18 protein-coding genes are annotated in these 18,586 nt (G+C 63.3%); all 18 read left to right on the top strand.

The features are described 5' to 3' along the window. The first annotated feature begins 24 nt into the window (after positions 1–24). The 18 genes from ACVOMB_RS15220 (at position 25) to ACVOMB_RS15135 (ending at position 18,422) form a co-directional block, all read left to right on the top strand. Complete coding sequence (locus tag ACVOMB_RS15220) at positions 25–756, top strand: suppressor of fused domain protein (protein WP_481531948.1); 732 nt, start codon at positions 25–27, stop codon at positions 754–756. Beyond that, positions 753–1,718 (top strand): SDR family NAD(P)-dependent oxidoreductase, encoded by a 966-nt coding sequence (locus ACVOMB_RS15215; protein ID WP_481531947.1) that lies wholly within the window; start codon positions 753–755, stop codon positions 1,716–1,718. Before ACVOMB_RS15220 ends, ACVOMB_RS15215 begins: the two co-directional genes overlap by 4 nt. 72 nt (positions 1,719–1,790) lie before the next feature. Next, positions 1,791–2,513, top strand: a complete 723-nt coding sequence (locus ACVOMB_RS15210; RefSeq protein ID WP_481531946.1) for a glycosyltransferase family 2 protein — start codon at positions 1,791–1,793, stop codon at positions 2,511–2,513. A gap of 2 nt (positions 2,514–2,515) precedes the next feature. Next, entirely contained in the window at positions 2,516–2,851 is a 336-nt protein-coding gene (locus ACVOMB_RS15205) for a lipid-A-disaccharide synthase N-terminal domain-containing protein (RefSeq protein ID WP_481512806.1), read from the top strand. 110 nt (positions 2,852–2,961) lie between these two features. Next, a complete protein-coding gene (locus ACVOMB_RS15200) occupies positions 2,962–4,746 on the top strand; it encodes a DUF885 domain-containing protein (protein WP_481531945.1) in 1,785 nt (594 codons plus the stop codon). Positions 4,747–4,961: 215 nt separating this feature from the next. Beyond that, a complete protein-coding gene (locus tag ACVOMB_RS15195; RefSeq protein ID WP_481531944.1) occupies positions 4,962–5,345 on the top strand; it encodes a hypothetical protein in 384 nt (127 codons plus the stop codon). Positions 5,346–5,399: 54 nt separating this feature from the next. Next, complete coding sequence (locus ACVOMB_RS15190; RefSeq protein WP_481531943.1) at positions 5,400–6,680, top strand: TolC family protein; 1,281 nt, start codon at positions 5,400–5,402, stop codon at positions 6,678–6,680. Further along, positions 6,677–7,681, top strand: a complete 1,005-nt coding sequence (locus tag ACVOMB_RS15185; protein WP_481531942.1) for an efflux RND transporter periplasmic adaptor subunit — start codon at positions 6,677–6,679, stop codon at positions 7,679–7,681. The genes ACVOMB_RS15190 and ACVOMB_RS15185 overlap by 4 nt, the downstream gene beginning before the upstream one ends. Before the next feature lie 32 nt (positions 7,682–7,713). After that, the gene (locus ACVOMB_RS15180) at positions 7,714–10,881 is read left to right on the top strand and encodes an efflux RND transporter permease subunit (protein ID WP_481531941.1); all 3,168 of its coding nucleotides are present in this window, start codon (positions 7,714–7,716) and stop codon (positions 10,879–10,881) included. A gap of 110 nt (positions 10,882–10,991) precedes the next feature. Continuing rightward, entirely contained in the window at positions 10,992–11,480 is a 489-nt protein-coding gene (locus ACVOMB_RS15175) for a hypothetical protein (protein ID WP_481531940.1), read from the top strand. Between the two features lie 20 nt (positions 11,481–11,500). Next, a complete protein-coding gene (locus tag ACVOMB_RS15170) occupies positions 11,501–13,189 on the top strand; it encodes a hypothetical protein (protein ID WP_481531939.1) in 1,689 nt (562 codons plus the stop codon). 10 nt (positions 13,190–13,199) lie between these two features. Further along, the gene (locus ACVOMB_RS15165; RefSeq protein WP_481531938.1) at positions 13,200–13,400 is read left to right on the top strand and encodes a hypothetical protein; all 201 of its coding nucleotides are present in this window, start codon (positions 13,200–13,202) and stop codon (positions 13,398–13,400) included. A gap of 8 nt (positions 13,401–13,408) precedes the next feature. After that, positions 13,409–13,945: a hypothetical protein gene (locus tag ACVOMB_RS15160; RefSeq protein ID WP_481531937.1), complete on the top strand. Its 537-nt coding sequence runs from the start codon at positions 13,409–13,411 to the stop codon at positions 13,943–13,945. 2 nt (positions 13,946–13,947) lie between these two features. Further along, complete coding sequence (locus ACVOMB_RS15155; RefSeq protein WP_481531936.1) at positions 13,948–15,504, top strand: AAA family ATPase; 1,557 nt, start codon at positions 13,948–13,950, stop codon at positions 15,502–15,504. Positions 15,505–15,635: 131 nt separating this feature from the next. Continuing rightward, on the top strand, positions 15,636–16,253 hold the full coding sequence (locus ACVOMB_RS15150; RefSeq protein ID WP_481531935.1) for a cation efflux transmembrane domain-containing protein: 618 nt from the start codon (positions 15,636–15,638) through the stop codon (positions 16,251–16,253). Between the two features lie 224 nt (positions 16,254–16,477). Next, a complete protein-coding gene (gene rpmB / locus ACVOMB_RS15145; RefSeq protein ID WP_431595526.1) occupies positions 16,478–16,714 on the top strand; it encodes a 50S ribosomal protein L28 in 237 nt (78 codons plus the stop codon). A gap of 10 nt (positions 16,715–16,724) precedes the next feature. Next, positions 16,725–16,892: a 50S ribosomal protein L33 gene (gene rpmG, locus ACVOMB_RS15140; protein WP_172675037.1), complete on the top strand. Its 168-nt coding sequence runs from the start codon at positions 16,725–16,727 to the stop codon at positions 16,890–16,892. A gap of 153 nt (positions 16,893–17,045) precedes the next feature. Then, positions 17,046–18,422 carry an FAD/NAD(P)-binding protein gene (locus ACVOMB_RS15135; RefSeq protein ID WP_481531934.1) on the top strand — a complete coding sequence of 459 codons (1,377 nt, stop codon included), beginning with the start codon at positions 17,046–17,048 and terminating at the stop codon, positions 18,420–18,422. Positions 18,423–18,586 lie beyond the last annotated feature (164 nt).

Raw genomic sequence — 18,586 nt, 5'->3', positions numbered from 1 at the left:
CGTGGCCACGAACCGGAGCAGTGCATGAGCAACACAGGCGACGAAATGAGCCCGGGCGGCAGCCGCATGCTGAGCCATGGGCAAGCCAGCGACTTCGAACCGGCGCGCGGCCATTCGCATGTCGAGGCGATCAGCGCGCACATCGAACGCCATCTTGGGCCGATAGCCAGCGTGCTGCACGAAATCATTTCCGACGCCGTGCACCTGGACATCCATGTCGTGCCGCCGTGCGGGGATTGCCCGAATACGCGGCTTGTCACCTCCGGCATGAGCGATCTGCCGATGCAGCTGCCGGATGATGTCGAGGTCTCGCCCTATCTGGAGCTGATGCTGACCCTGCCGGGCGACTGGCCGCTGGAGCACGCGCAGCTGCAGGACGAGCGCAATTACTGGCCCATCCGCCTGCTCAAGACGCTGGCGCGGCTGCCGCACAAGCACAACACCTGGCTCGGCCTGGCCCACACCGTGCCCAACGGCGATCCGGCCCAAGCGTACGCGCCGGGCGTGGATTTCGATGGCGCGATTCTGCTGCTGGCACTGTCGGCGCCGGAGGATTTCGACACCTTGGTGGTCGATGACGACACCAGCATCGAGTTCCTGTCGGTGGTGCCGCTATACCCGCAGGAAATGGCCTTGAAGCTGCGCGAAGGCGCTGATGCATTGATCGACCTGCTGAGCGACAACGACATCGGCGATGTCATCGAACCGGGCCGGCACAATCCGGCCCGCGAACACCTGTCTGGACCAACTGCATGACCATTCTCGTCACCGGCGCCGCCGGCTTCATCGGCGCCTACACCTGTCAGGCCCTGGCCGCACGCGGCGAGCGCGTGGTCGGGCTGGACAACTACAACGACTACTACGACCCGCAGCTCAAGCGCGATCGCGTCGCCGCGTTGTGCCCGCAGCTGGATATCCGCGCGCTGGACATCACCGACCGTGACGGCCTGGCCGCGCTGTTCGATGAGATCCAGCCGACGCAGGTGATCCACCTGGCCGCGCAGGCCGGCGTACGTTATTCGCTGGAAAACCCGCACGCCTACGTTGAAAGCAACCTGGTCGGCTTCGTCAACGTGCTGGAACTGTGCCGGCATCGCGGCGTGCAGCATCTGGTCTATGCCTCCAGCAGCTCGGTCTATGGAAACTCGGCGACGCCGCCGTTCTCCGAGGAGCAGCGTGTGGACCAGCCGCGCTCGCTGTACGCGGCCACCAAAGTCGCCAACGAGTTGATGGCGTACACCTACGCGCAGCTATACGGCCTGAAGGCTACCGGCCTGCGCTTTTTCACCGTGTACGGCCCCTGGGGCCGGCCTGACATGGCGCCGCTGCTGTTCTCGCGCGCGGTGCTGGCCGGGCGCAGCATCGATGTGTTCAACAACGGCCATATGCGGCGCGACTTCACACATGTTTCTGACATCGTCGCAGGTATCCTCGGGGCGCTGTCGCATCCCTCCGCCCAGGCCACACCCCACCAGGTGTTCAACCTGGGCAACCACACCCCGGTGGAGCTGGAACATTTCATCGACGTGATCGCCTCGGCCGCGGGGCACCCGGCGCACAAGGTCTACAAGCCGATGCAGCCGGGCGACATGGTAGAGACCATGGCCGATACCTCGCGCGCCCAGGCTGCCTTCGGCTACGCGCCGGACACGCCGATCGAACTGGGCCTGCCGCCGGTGGTGGAGTGGTGCCGTACGTACTTCGGGCCGCGCGCCTGACTCATCTGCCGCTAAGTTGAGTTTTGGAAAATGCCTGACCTTTCTTCAAATGCACAACCTGCGGAATCAGCAATGAACCAGCCCAGCCTCTCAGTGGTTGTTCCCGTCTTCAACGAGCGCGACAACGTCACCCCGCTGGTCAATGAAATCACCGCCGCGCTGCGCGGCCAGATTGATTTCGAGATCGTCTACGTCGACGACAACTCCAAGGACGACAGCCTGCAGGTACTGCAGGCGCTGAAAACCGCCAACCCGGAACTGCGGGTGCTGCACCACGTCAGCCAGAGCGGGCAGAGCACGGCGGTGCGCACCGGCGTCAAGGCCGCACGCGCGCCGTGGATCGCCACCCTGGATGGCGACGGCCAGAACGACCCGGCCGATATTCCCAAGCTGTTGGCCGCCCGCAACGGCGCCGAAGCGCAGGTACGGCTGTTCGCCGGCTGGCGCGTCAATCGCCAGGACTCGGGCAGCAAGCGCTGGGCCAGCAAGTGGGCCAATGCCATCCGCGCGCGCATGCTGCGCGATGACACCCCGGACACCGGCTGCGGCATCAAGCTGTTCGAGCGCGCCGCCTTCCTCGACCTGCCGTATTTCGACCATATGCACCGTTATCTGCCAGCGCTGATGCAGCGTGCCGGCTGGAAGACGGTCAGCGTGCCGGTCAATCACCGCCATCGCACCGCCGGCGTATCCAAGTACAACAACCTCGGCCGTGCCTTGGTTGGCATCCGCGACCTGCGCGGCGTGGCCTGGCTGATCACCCGTTCCAAGCGCACCGCGGTGGAAGAGGTCTGAGCATGGATTTCATGAACCAACCGCTGGTGTGGCTGGAGTGGACCGGCCTGCACATGTCGCCGTGGAAGCTGATCGGCCTGACCGGCGCGTTGATGTTCGGCGGCCGCTGGCTGGTGCAGTTCGTGGCTTCGCGGCGTGCCGGCAAGCCGGTGATCCCGCGACTGTTCTGGTACATGAGCGTGCTCGGCAGCTTGATGACGCTGAGCTACTTCCTGTTCTCGTCCAAGCAGGATGCGGTGGGCGTGGTGCAGAACCTGTTCCCGGCGTTCACCGCGCTCTACAGCCTGCGCTTGGACATCAAGCACCGCGGCTGGCAGCGCGACAAGGCCGGCCACTGAGCGGGCGACTGTGCCCGAATCCGGCAGATTTGCCGCCCGAATCCGTCTAGGTCGGGCGGCGGCTTCAATGCGATGATCGGGGTGAATGAATCACCTGGGGAATACTGATCGTGAAATCGCCGTTGACCGTTGCGCTGCTGCTCACCCTTGGCCTGAGCGCCACCCCGGCCTTTGCCGCCGCACCGTCGGCCCCGGCCACGCTGGCTACCCAATCGCTGGATGAGCAGTTCAAGGCCATCTACGAGAAGGAATGGGCCTGGCGCCAGACCGGTGGCGGTGAAGCCAGCGAAGACAGCGACGCCCCGGCCAACAGCACGCGCCTGCCCGACGTCAGCGCCGCGGCACAGCAGGCACGGTTGAAGGTATGGGACGAGGTGCTGGGCAAGCTCAAGGCCATCGACCCGAGCAAGCTCTCCGCTGAGAACCAGATCAACTACGCCATCTATCACTACCAGGTTGAAAGCCTGGCCGATGAAGTGCGGCTGGGCAGCTACGAGATGCCGTTCAATTCGGATTCCTCGTTCTGGTCCAACCTCAGCTTCATGGCCCGCCGCGAGATGAAGACCGCGGACGACTACCGCAACTACATCGCGCGCTTGAACGATGTGCCGCGTTACTTCGACCAGCAGATGGTCAATATGCGCGCCGGCCTTGCCCGTGGTTTCAGTGTGCCGCGCGCGGTGCTGGAAGGTCGCGATGTCTCCATCTCGACCGTGGCCGAGTTGAAGGACCCGACCGAGTCGCCGCTGTACGAGCCGCTGAAGAAGCTGCCCAACAGCATTCCCGCCGCCGAGCAGGCCAAGCTGCAGGCCGATGCCAAGCAGGCCATCAGCGCCAGCGTGGTGCCGGCCTTCGGCAAGCTGCTGACCTTCTACCGGCAGGAGTACGTGCCGCAATCGCGCACCACCCTGGCTGCCGAGAAAATGCCGGGCGGCAAGGAGTTCTACCGCCAGCAGATCCGCGAATACACCACGTTGGACCTGAGCCCGCAGCAGATCCATGCGCAGGGCCTGGCGGAGGTGAATCGCATCCAGCAGGAAATGAACACCATCATCGACAAGGTCGGCTTCAAGGGTAAGAGCGAGCAGACCCGCTTCGCCGATTTCCTCGAGTTCCTGCGCACCGACCCGCAGTTCTACGCCAAGACGCCTGACGAACTGCTGTGGCGTGCGGCGTGGATCTCCAAGCGCGTGGATGGCGTGATCGGCAAGTTCATGACCTTGCCGCGTGCGCGCTTCACCATCGTGCCGGTGCCGCCGGACATCGCCCCGTTCTGGACCGCCGGCCGCGGCGGCATGGGCACCTACTGGCTCAACACCTACAATCTGCCGGCGCGCCCGCTGTACAACCTGCCGGCACTCACCCTGCACGAGTCCGATCCCGGCCACGCCCTGCAGGGCGCACTCGCCGCCGAGCAGACCGGCCAGCCCGAGTTCCGCCGCACTGCCTATATCTCGGCGTATGGCGAAGGTTGGGGCCTGTACACCGAGAAGCTCGGCGTCGACATGGGCATCTACCAGACCCCGTACGAAGACTTCGGCCGCCTGACCTATGAAATGTGGCGTGCCTGCCGCCTGGTGATCGACACCGGCGTGCACCACTACGGCTGGGACCGCGACCGCGCGATTGCCTACCTGCGTGATCACACCGCGCTGAGCGAGCACGAAGTCACCACCGAAGTGGACCGCTACATCTCCTGGCCGGCGCAGGCGCTGAGCTACAAGCTGGGCGAGATCACCATCGTCAAGCTGCGTGCACAGGCCGAGAAGGAACTGGGCGACAAGTTCGACATCAAGGGCTTCCACGACGCCGTGCTCAAGCAGGGTTCGGTACCGCTGCCGGTGCTGGAGCAGCAGATCCACGCCTACATCGCCGAGCGCAAAGCAGCGAAGTAAGGCTTGGCCCCCTCCCTTTGGCGCAGCCAAGGGGAGGGCTGGGGAGGGGTGCTCTTCGCAGTGACCAAAAGCAACACGCAAAAGCCACAAACAAAGCCACCCCCTCCCAACCTCCCCCTTGGATGCGCCAAAGGGGAGGGGCAACAGCCCACAGCTGAACCACCGCAACCACACTGCGATTGTGTAACTCCATACGCACCGGCTAACCTGCGCCGATGCTGCACAGCCTGCGCCACCGCCGTCTCCACCTGCTACGCCTGCTGATGCTGGCGCTGGTCGGCATTGGCGTGTTCGGCACTTCACTGGCTGCGGCACTGACCGATATCCACATGCTGGCGCATACCGACATCGGTGCCGACGTGCACGAGCACGACGACAGCAAGCTGGCCATGGCCCCGGATGCGGAGGACAGCGCCAATGCACTGTTGCACGCGCTGGTGCATTGCGTGGACTGCCACGGCCACGGTGGCGTGCTGCCTACCGTTACCCCGGCCTGGATCGTGGCATCGCCGCCTGCACAGCAGGCAGTGGCCATACTTGGCACGCAACGGGTCTCGCACCCGACCGAGAGTCTGTTCCGCCCCCCGATAGCCGTCTGACGTCCCGGCCCCTTGGCCGGTCCCCACGTCTGAACCTGCTATCTGGAGAAACCCATGTGGATGCGCCTGGCGGCTGTTGTCGCCTTTGCGCTGGTGCCGCGCGTGTATGCGCAGGTGCCAGCGTCTGCTGTGCCGTTGACGCTGGACGATGCCATCGTCCGCGTTGCACTTGATCACCCCGAACTGCGCCTGATCGATGCGCAGCGTCCGGTACTTGAAGCTCGCCGCGATGCCGCGTTGCTGGGTCCGCCCATGCAGGTGGGCGTGGACCTCGAAAACCTGCTCGGCAGCGGCGACACCCGCGGTGTGCAGGGCGCGCAAACCACGGTCAGCCTGTCCGGCGTGCTGGAGCGTGGCGACAAGCTCGACGCCCGTCGCATGTTGGCCCAGGCCAATATCGATGTCTTGGCGCCGCAACGTGCCATCGCCAGACTCGATCTGCTGGCCGAAACCGCGCGCCGTTACCTGGCAGTTGCGCAAGCACAGTCGGCATTGCAGATCGCCATCACCGATATCGAACAGCGTCGCCGCGCGGTCGATGCCGCACGTCTGCGCCTGCAGGCCGGCGCCTCGCCCGAATCGGTGCTGTTCACCGCGCAGGCAATGCTGGCGCAGGCCGAACTGGATCGAGATCGGGCGATTGAAGAGGCCGCTGCAGCGCGCTTGTCGCTGGCCGCGTTGTGGGGCGCACGCGCGCCTGACTTCAAGGCGGTGAGTGGCGATGCGCTGCAGCTGCCGGCACTGCGCGACTTTGCATTGCTCAATGAAGATCTGCAGCGCGCACCGGAACTGGCTGAACTGCTCGGCGAGCAGCGTATCCGCGAAGCACAGCTGCAGCTGGTGCGCACGCGCAGCCGTCCGGATTGGAACTGGCAGGTGGGGGTGCGCAACAGCCGCGCCGATAACGCCACCTCGCTGGTCGGCGGCTTCAGCATTCCGCTGGGCAGCGCCCGCCGTGCCGCGCCGGAGATCCGCGAGGCAGAAGCTGATCTCGCCCTGCTGCCGTATCAGCGCCAGGCTCGCCAGCAACAGCTGTACGCCACCCTGGCCGAAGCACACGGTCGCTATGTCACTGCACGCCTGGAAGTGCAGCGCATGCAGGCCGATGTGCTGCCGCAGCTGCAGAAGGCAGAACGTGCCGCCGAACGCGCGTGGCGCGCCGGTGCCGCCAGCTACATGGAGTGGGCGCAGCTGCAGGCCATGCGCATCGAGGCGCGTCAGCGCCAGCTGGATGCGGCCATCGCCGCACAAACCGCGCTGATAGAAATCCAGCGTCTTACCGGCCAGGGAATGCTGGCCACCGATGCAACCGTTGCCGTGGAGAACGCACGATGAGCCGTCCGATCAATGTTGTAGCTGCCGGCGTGCTGGCAATGAGTCTGTTGTTGGTCGGCTGCGGCGCAAAGCCGGCCGCGGAAGCCGCCGCAGGGGCGGCGGAAGAAGCTGGCCATGGCCATGACGAACAGAAGGGTGGTGAAGCAGCGGGCCACGCCCACGAAGAGGGCGAGGAGACCGAAGCTGAAAGCACCACCATCAAGGCCGCAATGGCCGAGCAGGCAGGCATCCGCAGCGCTGCCGTGCAGGCCGGTACCATCGCCGACGAGCACGAAGTGCAGGGCTTGTTGACGCCGGTGGACGGTCGCGTCGCCCAGGTGACGGCACGCTTCCCCGGGCCGGTGCGCACGTTGCGCGCCAACGTGGGCGATCGCGTCAGCGCCGGGCAGACCCTGGCCAGCATCGACAGCAATCTCAGCTTGACCACCTACAGTGTCAGCGCGCCGATCAGCGGCGTGGTGTTGTCGCGGCAGGCACAGGTGGGTGCGGTGGCGGGCGAGGGCACGCCGCTGTTCGAGATCGGCGACCTGTCCGAGTTGTGGGTGGATCTGCATATCTTCGGCAAGGACACCCAGCACATCACCGCCGGCGTACCGGTCACGGTGACCCGCATGACCGATAGCGTCAGCCAGACCACCACGCTGGAACGCGTGCTGCCCGGCACCGCCACCGCAAGCCAGAGCACCGTGGCCCGCGCCAGCGTGCGCAATGACGATGGCCTGTGGCGGCCTGGTGCCGCGGTGAAGGCGCGCATTGTGGTGGCGATGCAGCCTGCAGCGGTTGTCGTGCCGCTCTCCGCGCTGCAGACCATGGAAGGCCGCGAGGTGGTGTTCGTGCGCGAAGGCGACACCTATACCGCACGCCCGGTGACCCTGGGTGCACGCGACGCCGGCAAGGTCGAGATCAAGGACGGCCTGCGCGTTGGCGAGCAGGTCGTGGTCGAGCAGAGCTATGTGGTCAAGGCCGATATCGGCAAGGCGGGGGCCGCGCATGAACATTGATCAATGCCGCAAGCAACGCGGAGGGCGCCGCCATGCTTGAGCGCATCATCCGCAGCGCCATCGCCCATCGCTGGATGATGATGGTGCTTACCTTCGCGTTGATCGCGATCGGCAGCTGGAGCTTCACCCGTCTGTCCATCGATGCAACGCCAGACATCACCAACGTACAGGTGCAGATCAACACCGCCGCCGACGGCTACTCACCGCTGGAGACGGAGCAACGCATCACCTATCCGGTGGAAACGGTGATGGCGGGTCTGCCCAAGCTCGAACAGGTGCGCTCGCTGTCGCGCTATGGCCTTTCGCAGGTGACGGTGGTGTTCAAGGACGGCACCGACCTGTACTTCGCCCGCCAACAGGTCGCCGAACGCTTGCAGCAGGTGAAGTCGCAGCTGCCGGAAGGACTGGACCCACAACTGGGGCCAATTGCGACGGGGCTTGGCGAAATCTTCATGTACACCATCGACGCCGATCCCAAGGCACGCAAACCCGATGGTTCGCAGTATACCGCCACCGATCTGCGTACCTTGCAGGACTGGGTGGTTCGGCCGCAGTTGCGCAACGTGCCAGGCGTGACCGAGGTCAATACGATTGGTGGCTACCAGCGGCAGATCCACATCACCCCGGATCCGGCCAAGCTGCGTGCTTTGGGCTTTACCCTGGATGATGTCGCCGAAGCTGTGGAAGGCAATAACCAGAACATCGGTGCCGGTTACATCGAACGCAACGGCCAGCAGTTCCTGGTGCGTGTGCCGGGGCAAGTTGCCGGGCTGGAGGAAATCGGCAATATCGTGCTGGCCCGCCGCGAAGGCGTGCCCATCCATGTGCATGACGTCGCCGATGTGGCCGAAGGGCCGGAACTGCGCAGCGGTGCCGCCACCCAGAACGGCCATGAAGTGGTGATGGGCACGGTGGTGATGCTGGTCGGGGCAAACAGTCGCGAGGTGGCGCAGGCCGCTGCGGCCAAGCTGGAACAGGCGCAGCGCAGCCTGCCCGAAGGCGTCACCGTTACCGCCAGCTATGACCGCACCGCACTGGTGGACCGCACCATCCAGACCGTCGCCAAGAACCTGCTGGAAGGCGCGTTGCTGGTGATCGTGGTGTTGTTCCTGTTGCTGGGCAACTTCCGTGCGGCGTTGATTACCGCCGCGGTGATTCCACTGGCAATGCTGTTCACCTTGACCGGCATGGCGCGCGGTGGTGTCTCCGCCAACCTGATGAGTCTTGGTGCACTGGACTTTGGCCTGATCGTTGATGGCGCGGTGATCATCATCGAGAACTGCCTGCGTCGCTTCGGCGAACGCACACACGCGCTGGGCCGGGCGATGACCCGCGAGGAACGCTTCGCCGAAACCGCCAGTGCCACTGCAGAAGTCATCCGCCCCAGCCTGTTCGGTCTTGGCATCATCACTGCGGTCTATCTGCCAATCTTCGCGTTGACCGGCGTCGAAGGAAAAATGTTCCACCCGATGGCCATCACCGTGGTGCTGGCCTTGAGTGGCGCGATGCTGCTGTCGCTGACCTTCGTTCCTGCGGCGATTGCGATGTTCCTCGGCGGTCGCGTGGAGGAGAAGGAAAACCGGCTGATGGCGTGGCTGCGTTCGCGCTACGAGCCGCTGTTGGCTTGGGTGATGCGACGCGGACGCTTGGTGGTTGCCGGTGCCTTGGTGCTGGTTGTCGGTTGCGGCTTGTTGGCAACGCGGCTGGGCAGCGAGTTCGTGCCAAATCTCGATGAGGGTGATGTCGCCATGCACGCCATGCGCATTCCCGGCACCAGCCTCACGCAATCGGTGAACATGCAGAAGCAGGTGGAAGCGCGTCTGCAGCAGCTGCCGGAAGTGGAGAAGGTGTTCTCCAAGATCGGCACGCCAGAAGTCGCCTCCGATCCAATGCCGCCCTCGGTCGCCGACACCTTCATCATGATGAAGCCACGCAAGCAGTGGCCGGACCCACGCAAACCGCGCAGCCAGCTGCTGGCTGAGCTGGAAGCCGCGGTGGAGGAGTTGCCGGGCAACAACTACGAGTTCACCCAGCCGATCCAGATGCGCATGAACGAGTTGATCTCGGGCGTGCGTGCCGACGTCGCGGTGATGCTGTTCGGTGATGACATGGAGACCCTGGCGCAGGTCGGCCAGCGCATTGTCGCGGTCGCCAACAAGGTGCCGGGTGCGGCTGATGTACGGCTGGAGGAGACCAGTGGTCTGCCGTTGCTGACGGTTACACCGAACCGCGCGGCATTGGCGGGCTACGGGCTTAATCCGGGCCAGTTGCAGTCCACTGTTTCAACCGCGGTGGGTGGTCGTGTGGCCGGGCAGCTGTTCGAAGGTGATCGTCGTTTCGACATCGTCGTGCGCCTGCCGGAAAACATCCGCCAGGATCCGGCGGCACTGGCCGATCTGCCGGTGTCACTGGAACCTGCGTTGGCACAGGACAGCGCGGATGAATCCAGTCGTGCGGGTGGCTGGCGCAGCGGTGATGCGCGCACGGTTCCGTTGCGTGAATTGGCGAGCATCGAAAGCAGCGAAGGCCCAAACCAGATCAACCGCGACAACGGCAAGCGCCGCATCGTGATCACCGCCAACGTGCGCGACCGCGATCTCGGCGGCTTCGTCAGCGAGCTGCAGCAGGCCATCGACACGCAGGTAAAGGTGCCGGCTGGTTACTGGGTGGAATACGGCGGCAGCTTCGAGCAGCTGATTTCGGCCAGCCAGCGTTTGGCGGTGGTGGTGCCGGTGACCTTGTTGCTGATCTTCGCCCTGCTGTTCTGGGCGTTCGGCTCGGCCCGCGATGCCAGTATCGTATTCAGCGGTGTGCCATTGGCGCTGACCGGTGGTGTGTTGGCACTGGCGATGCGTGGCATTCCCCTGTCGATCTCGGCTGGCGTCGGCTTCATCGCGTTGTCCGGGGTGGCGGTGCTCAACGGTCTGGTGATGATCAGCTTCATCCGTCACCTGCGCGAACAAGGCCGCAGCCTGGATGTGGCTGTACGCGAAGGCGCGCTTGGCCGCCTGCGACCAGTGCTGATGACTGCTCTGGTCGCATCGCTGGGCTTCGTACCGATGGCCTTCAACGTAGGCGCTGGTTCTGAAGTGCAGCGGCCGCTCGCAATGGTGGTGATTGGGGGCATCGTCTCGTCCACGCTATTGACCTTGCTGGTGTTGCCGGTGCTGTACCGCTGGCTGCACCGGAACAACAGATAACAAGGTTGGTTTGTGGGGTTCTCCCTGACATGCAGGCCGCATGTCTTGGAGGACCTCATCCAAACTGTTAACGTCGTCGTTGAGTTGGTATGGATACTGGGAACAGGGGAATGATTCGACGAATTTTGACCGGCACGGAGGCCGCTGTTTCTGCAGTCCCTCTATTGGCCCGTAGCCGCGCTGCGGCAGGTACAGTGCAGTCGCCACAGGCGCGACTGCAATCACTGCGACAATCGCGTTCGGCTGCCTATATTCAAGCTGTCGCCGGACTGGATGCAGGTGGGCATGTCCATGACCGTCAGGCACTGGACGCCTTGAAGGTGGCCATCGACAAGGAACTCGGAGAGCTGGTCGCAGGTGAACAACTGATCGGCATAGTGTCGCGCTGCTATCTGGGCAACCCCTATGAAGTGCATACGCTGGCTTTGGGTGGTTTGATCATCGATCACTTCAAGATTGGTCAGGCGCTGCCGCTATCGCTTGAAAGAGCACGGATGCTGGCCTTGCACCGTTCCTATGCGTTCATCGAGGTATACGCGGCACGCATGGTGGCGGTCAGTGAATCCGGCCAAACGGCAATCATCGAGGGAACGCAATGAGCGGGCAGAGAATTATTCAATTGGCGGATATTTCCGCCATAAGCAGCAATCTGCGGGCAATCAACAACGACATCGAATCGTTGAGCAACCAGGTTGGCTACGTTCAGTCGAATGTCGAGGAAACTCGCGATAGGCTGGAACAGCTGCAGCTGGCGTTTGAAGCATTTGTCGCTGCTGACGCCAAAGCCAAGGAACTGGGTTTGGCGGAGACGCGACACGTCAAGGTTCGCCAGGAGCTGGAATCGCGTTTTGGCCACCACGGTGAGGTCAGGCGCCAGACGACCGGCATTCTGCAGGCGGCGGATGTCAAGTTGGTGCGTCAGGATACTATCCGCGCAGCAACCGAGCAGTTGATGCTCGCGGCACCGGGTTATTGGCTGGCACCGGCGCTGGTGGCTTTGGCGGCGTGGCTCAACGACAACCGCGAGTTGGCAGAACGTGGTTTGGCCGAAGCGATACGCCGCGACGATGAAAAGACCAGTCTGCTGTTTGCACTGGTATGCCGTCGCGCCGGTCGCCTTGGTGCGGCCCAGCAATGGATGGAGCGCTATCTGGCCCAACAGAATCCGGTGCTGCTGGATCGCCAGACGGTGGTCTTGATCGATGCCATTGCCGGGGGTGTATTCGGACTGGAGACCGCACAGGCATGCATCAAGCGGACTGCTGAATGGGTCGATGAGCTGTCCCAGCGGGCCGGCTTTGTTGAAGCGCAACGCGCGCAGTGGATAGGCGCGCTGCGCTTCAAGATGCCAAACGCCGATGATGGCGACCGTTTTGCAAACTTGAAGAAGCACAGCGAGACCTGGCCGGCGCTGCAGGCATCGCTCAATGGCTGCGCCACCCATGCGGTGGTGACAGATCATTTTGGGGCGGTTTTCTCCGGTCCGACCAAGGCGGCAAACAGTCTTGCCGGTGACGTTGACCAGCTGCTGGAGAAACTGGTCTCGCACTTTGACGATGACGAGCTCCCGCTGCGTCGTGAAGAGGAAATGTGCCGCCTCATTATTTCCGAGAGCGGTGATAGGGCCATGGCGCAGAAGCGCTTTGATCTTCAGGAAAAGACGCTTGAAGAGCAGGTCAGCTTCACCCAGCTGTTGACCAATGCGGCCATGCATCCAGAGACCAGTCACGCTTCGCGCGCGACGCAGCGCTTTGCTACGGCGCAGTCGAGGTCCTGGATTCTAGATGCGCATCAGGATTTGACCGCGCAGATTCGCGCGCAGTTGCCGGTGGACATAAGCCTCAAAGTGTTGGATTGGACCGGGGTGACGCGTGACGGAGGCAACCAAGATGAGCTGGAAGCCGCGCTTGGTGCCCATATCGATCAGCAGCTGCAGGCTGCATTGGCCAAGGTGAAGCTGGGGGTCCTGCATTGGTTGGGTGTGGGTTTGGCGGCTTTGCTGTTGCTCGTCGGTTTTGGTTCGCTGGTGCCAATGGCCATGGGGGCTGGCCTGTTGTTGTGGGTGGGCTTCGCTTATAAAAATCTGGATAACGTGCGGGCGCGGGTAAGGGAGCAGTTCCAGCAGACGCGCGAACATTCGTTGCAGGTGCTGAAAGCCTGCATGGCGGAAGTGGTTGAGGTTCGTCGTGAGCTTTCCAAGCGCGACAGCCAAGCCGACTCCTTGCCGGCCCTGCTTGAGTCCATCAGCCCAGAGCAGTTCGCCTTGAGCGGACATGACAACACCCGCCGCGTACTGGCTACTGCTTGAGGAAGACCGCATGACACGTCAATTGCTTGATGCAAACTCGCCGCCGCCGTTGCCGGGAGAGGGAATGCCGCCTCCCTTGCCGCAGGCCCCTGCGGCGGAATCCGCCGCGCTACCAGTGCAGACGGCTGCCCCGGTGATGGATGCACTCGCCGGCGCCTTGCCTGGATGGGATTTACTGCCCGCCAGCGGCTTTGTCCGCCGTCGGCGCTGAGTGGCGTGATGGAAGTTTGGATTCCTCGCACCTACGCTGACTGGAGTATTGCCTTGGAGCGTTTCGCGCAGGGCAATGATGATGATGCGGTGCTGCTGTCGATGGGGCGTGGTCAGCTTGATTGGACACCGGGTGTCGCCACGTTGTTCAGCGAGCGCATCCATGCAGTGTTCGATCTGCGGGTGCAGGCGTTATCGGCGCGATTGGATCGCAGTTTCAGTTACAGCAGGGATGAGGTTGAGGTGGTGCGTGCACTGCTGGACGCGCGTCGACACCTGGGCTTGCTGCATAGATTGGCAAGCCTGTCGGCATTGCCGGAGGTCCTGCGCAAGCACTTGCTGGATATCGTCGAGAAGGTTGCGCAACGCATGCAGCAGTCCCTCGAGGACGGCGCCCGCAGGCAGAATGCCGAAACGCTGCTCAGAACCCTGCGCCATCAAGATCTGCGCCATTTCCATTCAAACATGACTACTGCATCGGCCGTGCCTGCGAGCGATGCGGCAACCTTGCCAACGCCGTCGAGACGGCGCTCTTTTCTGGTTTGAAAATGACAGACGCAGTTGAGTTCAAAGCGACATTGACCCGCTACCTGAAGGCGCGGGTGCCTTTCATCTCGATCCGTAGTACTGAACGTGCGCGGGTGCTGGATATCCTGCGTGAAGTGGCTGGTGGCCTGGGTGCCCCCTTCTATGTGCATACGCTTTCGCAGGGCACCCGCGAGCTGTCTAGCGGGCGGGTAGTCAATGAAGATCGTTCGGTTATCGGTGCGGTGGATTTTGCAAGCCAGCAGATGACGCAGCGGCAGAACCTGAGCTTTGTTTTGACGGAAGTGTCCGATATGGAGGATGACACCGCTTCCGCAAGGCAGTTGATTGACGTGGTGATGTTGGCTGCCGATCACGGTGGCTCTCTGGTGGTTGTGACCAGTAAGCCGATATTCGGCCAGTTGCAGCGGCTGGGTATGTCTGCGCAGTTGTCCGCGCCAAATGAAGACGAGATGGCGGCGATCATCCGGGAGCAGATCGATCCTTATCGGGGACAGTTCGTCATCGAGTGGGATGATCAGGATGTTGCACGAGCAGCGGCCATTCTTGCAGGGGTGTCGCGGCTGGAGGCGGAGAACATCATTGCCACGCTGCTGGTGAATGGGCGCATCAGCAAGGCCGATATGGTCGAACTGATGTCGGCCAAGGACCGGATTTTCGCTGATATCAGCGGTATTGAACGGGTCTCGGTGCGTAGTGCGGAGATGTCGGTTGGCGGCTTGGGCGGACTCAAGGCTTGGCTGCAGCGCGAACGCCCGCTACTGACGGCCGACCTGCGCGAGCGCGGCATCCGCCCGCCACGCGGTGTGCTGTTGGTGGGTGTTCCGGGTTGCGGCAAGTCGCTGTCTGCGAAAGCGATCGCACACGACTGGCAGTTGCCTTTGTACCGGCTGGATCTGTCTACCATCCATGGGCAATATCTGGGGCAGAGCGAAGGGCGGCTGAAGGAGGCGCTCGCTACGGCCGATCATGTGGCGCCCTGCGTGTTGTGGATCGACGAGATCGAAAAGGGCTTGGCAGGCGCTGGTGGCAATGGTGATGGGGGCACTTCCACGCGCTTGGTCGGTCAATTCCTGTATTGGCTGCAGGAAGCACGTACCCGCGTGTTCGTAGTGGCTACCGCCAACGATGTGTCGCGGCTACCACCTGAACTTCTGCGTCGGGGGCGCTTCGATGAGCTGTTTTTCGTGGATCTGCCCACGGCCGAGGAGCGGCGCGACATTATCGGAATCTACGCGCGTAGAGGCCTGCAGGATGGCGTCCTGGATGAGGCGCTGCTGGACGAGTTGGTGGAAATGTCTGATGGATTTGCCGGCTCGGACCTGGAGTCGGCGGTGCGTGAGGTAGTCAAGGAGGCCTATCTGCGTGGCGATGAAGTGGTAAGTGACGAGCTGTTCCGTCGCAGCTTCCAGAATGTAGTGCCTCTTTCGCGGACAGCGCCAGAACAGATTGAGGGAATCCGTGCATGGGGCCGGGAGCGCGCCGTACCTGCATCTGGCGAGCCAATCGCCTCTGGCGCGAGCGTGGCAACACGTCCGAGGCGGGCGGTGCTTGCCTGATAGCGGGCGGGCCCGGATGCGTCATTGACAGCCGCATGAGTTACTGATGGCTGGATCGCTGCGCGCTCGCGCAGCGATGCGGTTGTCAATGTCGCGCGATAATGCGTTCCGGGCACACAACGGAGGCCGCCATGAGCGACTGCTGCGGCTGCGGCAAAACCCTGGAAGTCGAGCGCATGCAGGCGCAACAGCGCCGCGTGCTCTACCAGGTGCTGGCGATCAACCTGATCACCTTCGTGATGATGATGCTCGCCGCCTGGCATAGCGGCTCGGCCTCATTGCTGTCCGGCAGCCTGGACAACCTTGGCGATGCACTCACTTATGCACTCAGCCTTGCCGTAGTCGGCGCCAGTCTCGCCGCCAAGGCGCGCGTGGCCATGCTCAAGGCGGTGTTCATCCTGTGCGCGGCAATCGCGGTCGCCGCAGGCATCGCCTGGAAGCTGGCCCATCCACATCTGCCCTTGTTTGAAAGCATGGGCATCGCTGCCCTGCTCAATCTGGCCGCAAATCTGTTCTGCCTGCGCCTGCTGTGGCCGTACCGGCAAGGCGACATCAACCTGGCCTCGGCCTGGGCCTGCTCGTTGAATGACGTATACGAGGGTGGCGCGGTGATCCTGGCCGCGTTGGCGGTCTGGGCTTTCGGCGCCGGTTGGCCGGATCTGCTGATTGCAGTGGCCTTGTTGCTGCTGTTCCTGCGCTCGGCGTGGAGGGTGGCGCGGGCCGCATGGTGGGAACTTCGGCCAGCCTGAATGGGCGAAGGGTGGCCCGCACGGACTTGGATTTGCAAGCAAGGTCGGGTCTGGGCATAATACGCGGCTCGCTGTGTCCGGAATTCTCCGGATCGGTGGCCGGGAACACGTCATCTGGTCATCCTCGTCAGCGTAACCCTTTGATTCCCATGACGCGTGGCGGGTAACCGCCGGGGCCGCCGTCTTCCTGGCTAAGGAAGTCATCAACATTACCGAGGTGCGCAATGTCCCGCGTATGCCAAGTTTCCGGCAAGGGAGTGCAGACGGGTAACAACGTCTCGCACGCCAACAACAAGACCCGTCGTCGTTTCCTGCCGAACCTGCACGAGCGCCGTTTCTGGGTTGCCAGCGAGAACCGCTGGATCAAGCTTCGTGTTTCCGCGCATGCACTGCGCACCATCGACAAGAACGGTATCGATTCCGTTCTGGCTGAGCTGCGTGCGCGCGGCGAAAAGGTCTGAGGAGTAAACGATCATGGCAGGCAAGCGCGATAAGGTCCGTATGATTTCCTCGGCCGGTACTGGCCACTTCTATACGACCGACAAGAACAAGAAGAACACCCCGGGGAAGATGGAATTCCTCAAGTACGATCCGGTTGTTCGTAAGCACGTGATGTACAAGGAAGGCAAGATCAAGTAATCCTCCGGGATTGTTTGAGCTGCTGTTCCAAGCAGAATCCGCCGAAAGGCGGGTTTTGTGTTTCAGGGGTGTGAAAAAGTTCCCGCCCTGCCAGCATGAATACATGCCCGTGCAGCATCAGGCGGGGGTACTGCATCGCCTACAATCGGGCAGATGAGTGTTATCGATACCCCTGCATTGTGTGATCTGGCCATCATTGGCGGTGGCGCCGCCGGCGTACTTGCCGCCATCGGTGTACTGCGTGGCGCAAGCCAGCCGCTGCGGCTGCTGGTGATCGAGCCCAACCTGCCGCTGGCCCGTGGCGTGGCCTATGCCACCACCCGCGAGGAGCACGTGCTGAACGTGCCGACCGCCAAGATGAGTGGCTTTCCTGAACAACCCGAGGATTTCCTCGACTACCTGTGTGAAGTGCAGGCCTTTCCGGCGCTTTCGCGGGAACAGCTGGCCGGGCAGTTCGTGTCGCGTCGTTACTACGCCGACTACCTGCGCCAACGCTTGCAGCAGGCAGTGGACGCCAGCCCTGCGCAATTGGAGATTCTGGCTGCACGGGTACAGACACTGCAGCCCAATGACGATGGCGTGTTGCTGGCCCTGGATTCGGGCCGGCCGCTGCAGGCTGGGCGGGTGATCCTGGCGGTGGGCAATTCGCTGCGGCCATTGCCGGCGCGCGGCGCCAGCGGCCTGGCAGATGGCAAGCGTGTGGAGGCCTGGGATTACGCGGCGCTCGACAGCATTGCGGACAGCGCCGACGTGGCGATCATTGGTTCTGGCCTGAGCATGGCCGACAGCGTGGCGACGCTGCAGGCCAGTGGTCATCGCGGCCGTATCCATGTGATGTCGCGGCATGCGCTGCTGCCACTGCCGCACGCCAAGGGTGCTGCGGCCGACTACGACCCCGAACCCTTGCTGGCAATGAATCTGCGCCAGCGCATGCACGCGCTGCGATGTCACGCGGCCGAAGCGGCGACGCGCGATATCCCGTGGCAGAGCGTGATGGAGCGTATCCGTCCGCTGGGCCAACGGTTGTGGCAAACCCTTTCATTCGACGATCAGCGTCGCTTCCTGCGCCATGTGGTGCGGTACTGGGACGTGCATCGCCACCGTATCGCCGCGCCGCTGCATGCGCAGCTGCTGGAGCTGCAGAAAACTGATCGGCTGCAACTGCACCGCGGTCGCCTGGAAACCGCCGTTGCCGAAGGCGCCTGCGTACGTCTGACCGCACAGGACCGTTGGCGTCAGCCGCTGCAGCTGGAGGTGCAGTGCGTGGTCAATGCCACCGGCGTGGAAATGCGTGCACAGGCGATGCGCAATCCGCTGTTGCAGCAGTTGCTCGGCAGTGGCGTGGGCCGCGCCGGCCCGCATGGGATTGGTCTGGATACAACGCCGGACGGCAGCCTGATCGACGCCGATGGCGTGGTTGAGCCGCGCGTACAGGTGCTGGGCAGCCTGCGCATCGGCAGCCTGTGGGAAAGCCTGGCGATTCCTGAATTGCGCGGGCAGGCGGCAGCTGCGGCAAAACAAGCGCTGTAGGCGCGGCTGTCGGTAGTGCCGAGCCATGCTCGGCAGAGGCCTTCCAAGCAATCCCAATGTAGTGCCGAGCCATGCTCGGCAGAGGCTTTCCAAGCAATCCAAATGTAGTGCCGAGCCATGCTCGGCAGAGGCCTTACCGGTGGAGCCCCTGCCGAGCATGGCTC

The organism is Stenotrophomonas sp. STEN018 (assembly GCF_056760235.1).
This window is presented reverse-complemented; position numbering and strand designations above follow the sequence as displayed.

What these genes read in the sequence shown, in the direction of transcription:
- ACVOMB_RS15220 (WP_481531948.1), top strand. Translation starts at nt 25, where the DNA reads ATGAGCAACACAGGCGACGAAATGAGCCCGGGCGGCAGCCGCATGCTG.
- ACVOMB_RS15215 (WP_481531947.1), top strand. Translation starts at nt 753, where the DNA reads ATGACCATTCTCGTCACCGGCGCCGCCGGCTTCATCGGCGCCTACACC.
- ACVOMB_RS15210 (WP_481531946.1), top strand. Translation starts at nt 1,791, where the DNA reads ATGAACCAGCCCAGCCTCTCAGTGGTTGTTCCCGTCTTCAACGAGCGC.
- ACVOMB_RS15205 (WP_481512806.1), top strand. Translation starts at nt 2,516, where the DNA reads ATGGATTTCATGAACCAACCGCTGGTGTGGCTGGAGTGGACCGGCCTG.
- ACVOMB_RS15195 (WP_481531944.1), top strand. Translation starts at nt 4,962, where the DNA reads ATGCTGCACAGCCTGCGCCACCGCCGTCTCCACCTGCTACGCCTGCTG.
- ACVOMB_RS15190 (WP_481531943.1), top strand. Translation starts at nt 5,400, where the DNA reads ATGTGGATGCGCCTGGCGGCTGTTGTCGCCTTTGCGCTGGTGCCGCGC.
- ACVOMB_RS15185 (WP_481531942.1), top strand. Translation starts at nt 6,677, where the DNA reads ATGAGCCGTCCGATCAATGTTGTAGCTGCCGGCGTGCTGGCAATGAGT.
- ACVOMB_RS15180 (WP_481531941.1), top strand. Translation starts at nt 7,714, where the DNA reads ATGCTTGAGCGCATCATCCGCAGCGCCATCGCCCATCGCTGGATGATG.
- ACVOMB_RS15175 (WP_481531940.1), top strand. Translation starts at nt 10,992, where the DNA reads ATGATTCGACGAATTTTGACCGGCACGGAGGCCGCTGTTTCTGCAGTC.
- ACVOMB_RS15165 (WP_481531938.1), top strand. Translation starts at nt 13,200, where the DNA reads ATGACACGTCAATTGCTTGATGCAAACTCGCCGCCGCCGTTGCCGGGA.
- ACVOMB_RS15160 (WP_481531937.1), top strand. Translation starts at nt 13,409, where the DNA reads ATGGAAGTTTGGATTCCTCGCACCTACGCTGACTGGAGTATTGCCTTG.
- ACVOMB_RS15155 (WP_481531936.1), top strand. Translation starts at nt 13,948, where the DNA reads ATGACAGACGCAGTTGAGTTCAAAGCGACATTGACCCGCTACCTGAAG.
- ACVOMB_RS15150 (WP_481531935.1), top strand. Translation starts at nt 15,636, where the DNA reads ATGAGCGACTGCTGCGGCTGCGGCAAAACCCTGGAAGTCGAGCGCATG.
- rpmB (WP_431595526.1), top strand. Translation starts at nt 16,478, where the DNA reads ATGTCCCGCGTATGCCAAGTTTCCGGCAAGGGAGTGCAGACGGGTAAC.
- ACVOMB_RS15135 (WP_481531934.1), top strand. Translation starts at nt 17,046, where the DNA reads ATGAGTGTTATCGATACCCCTGCATTGTGTGATCTGGCCATCATTGGC.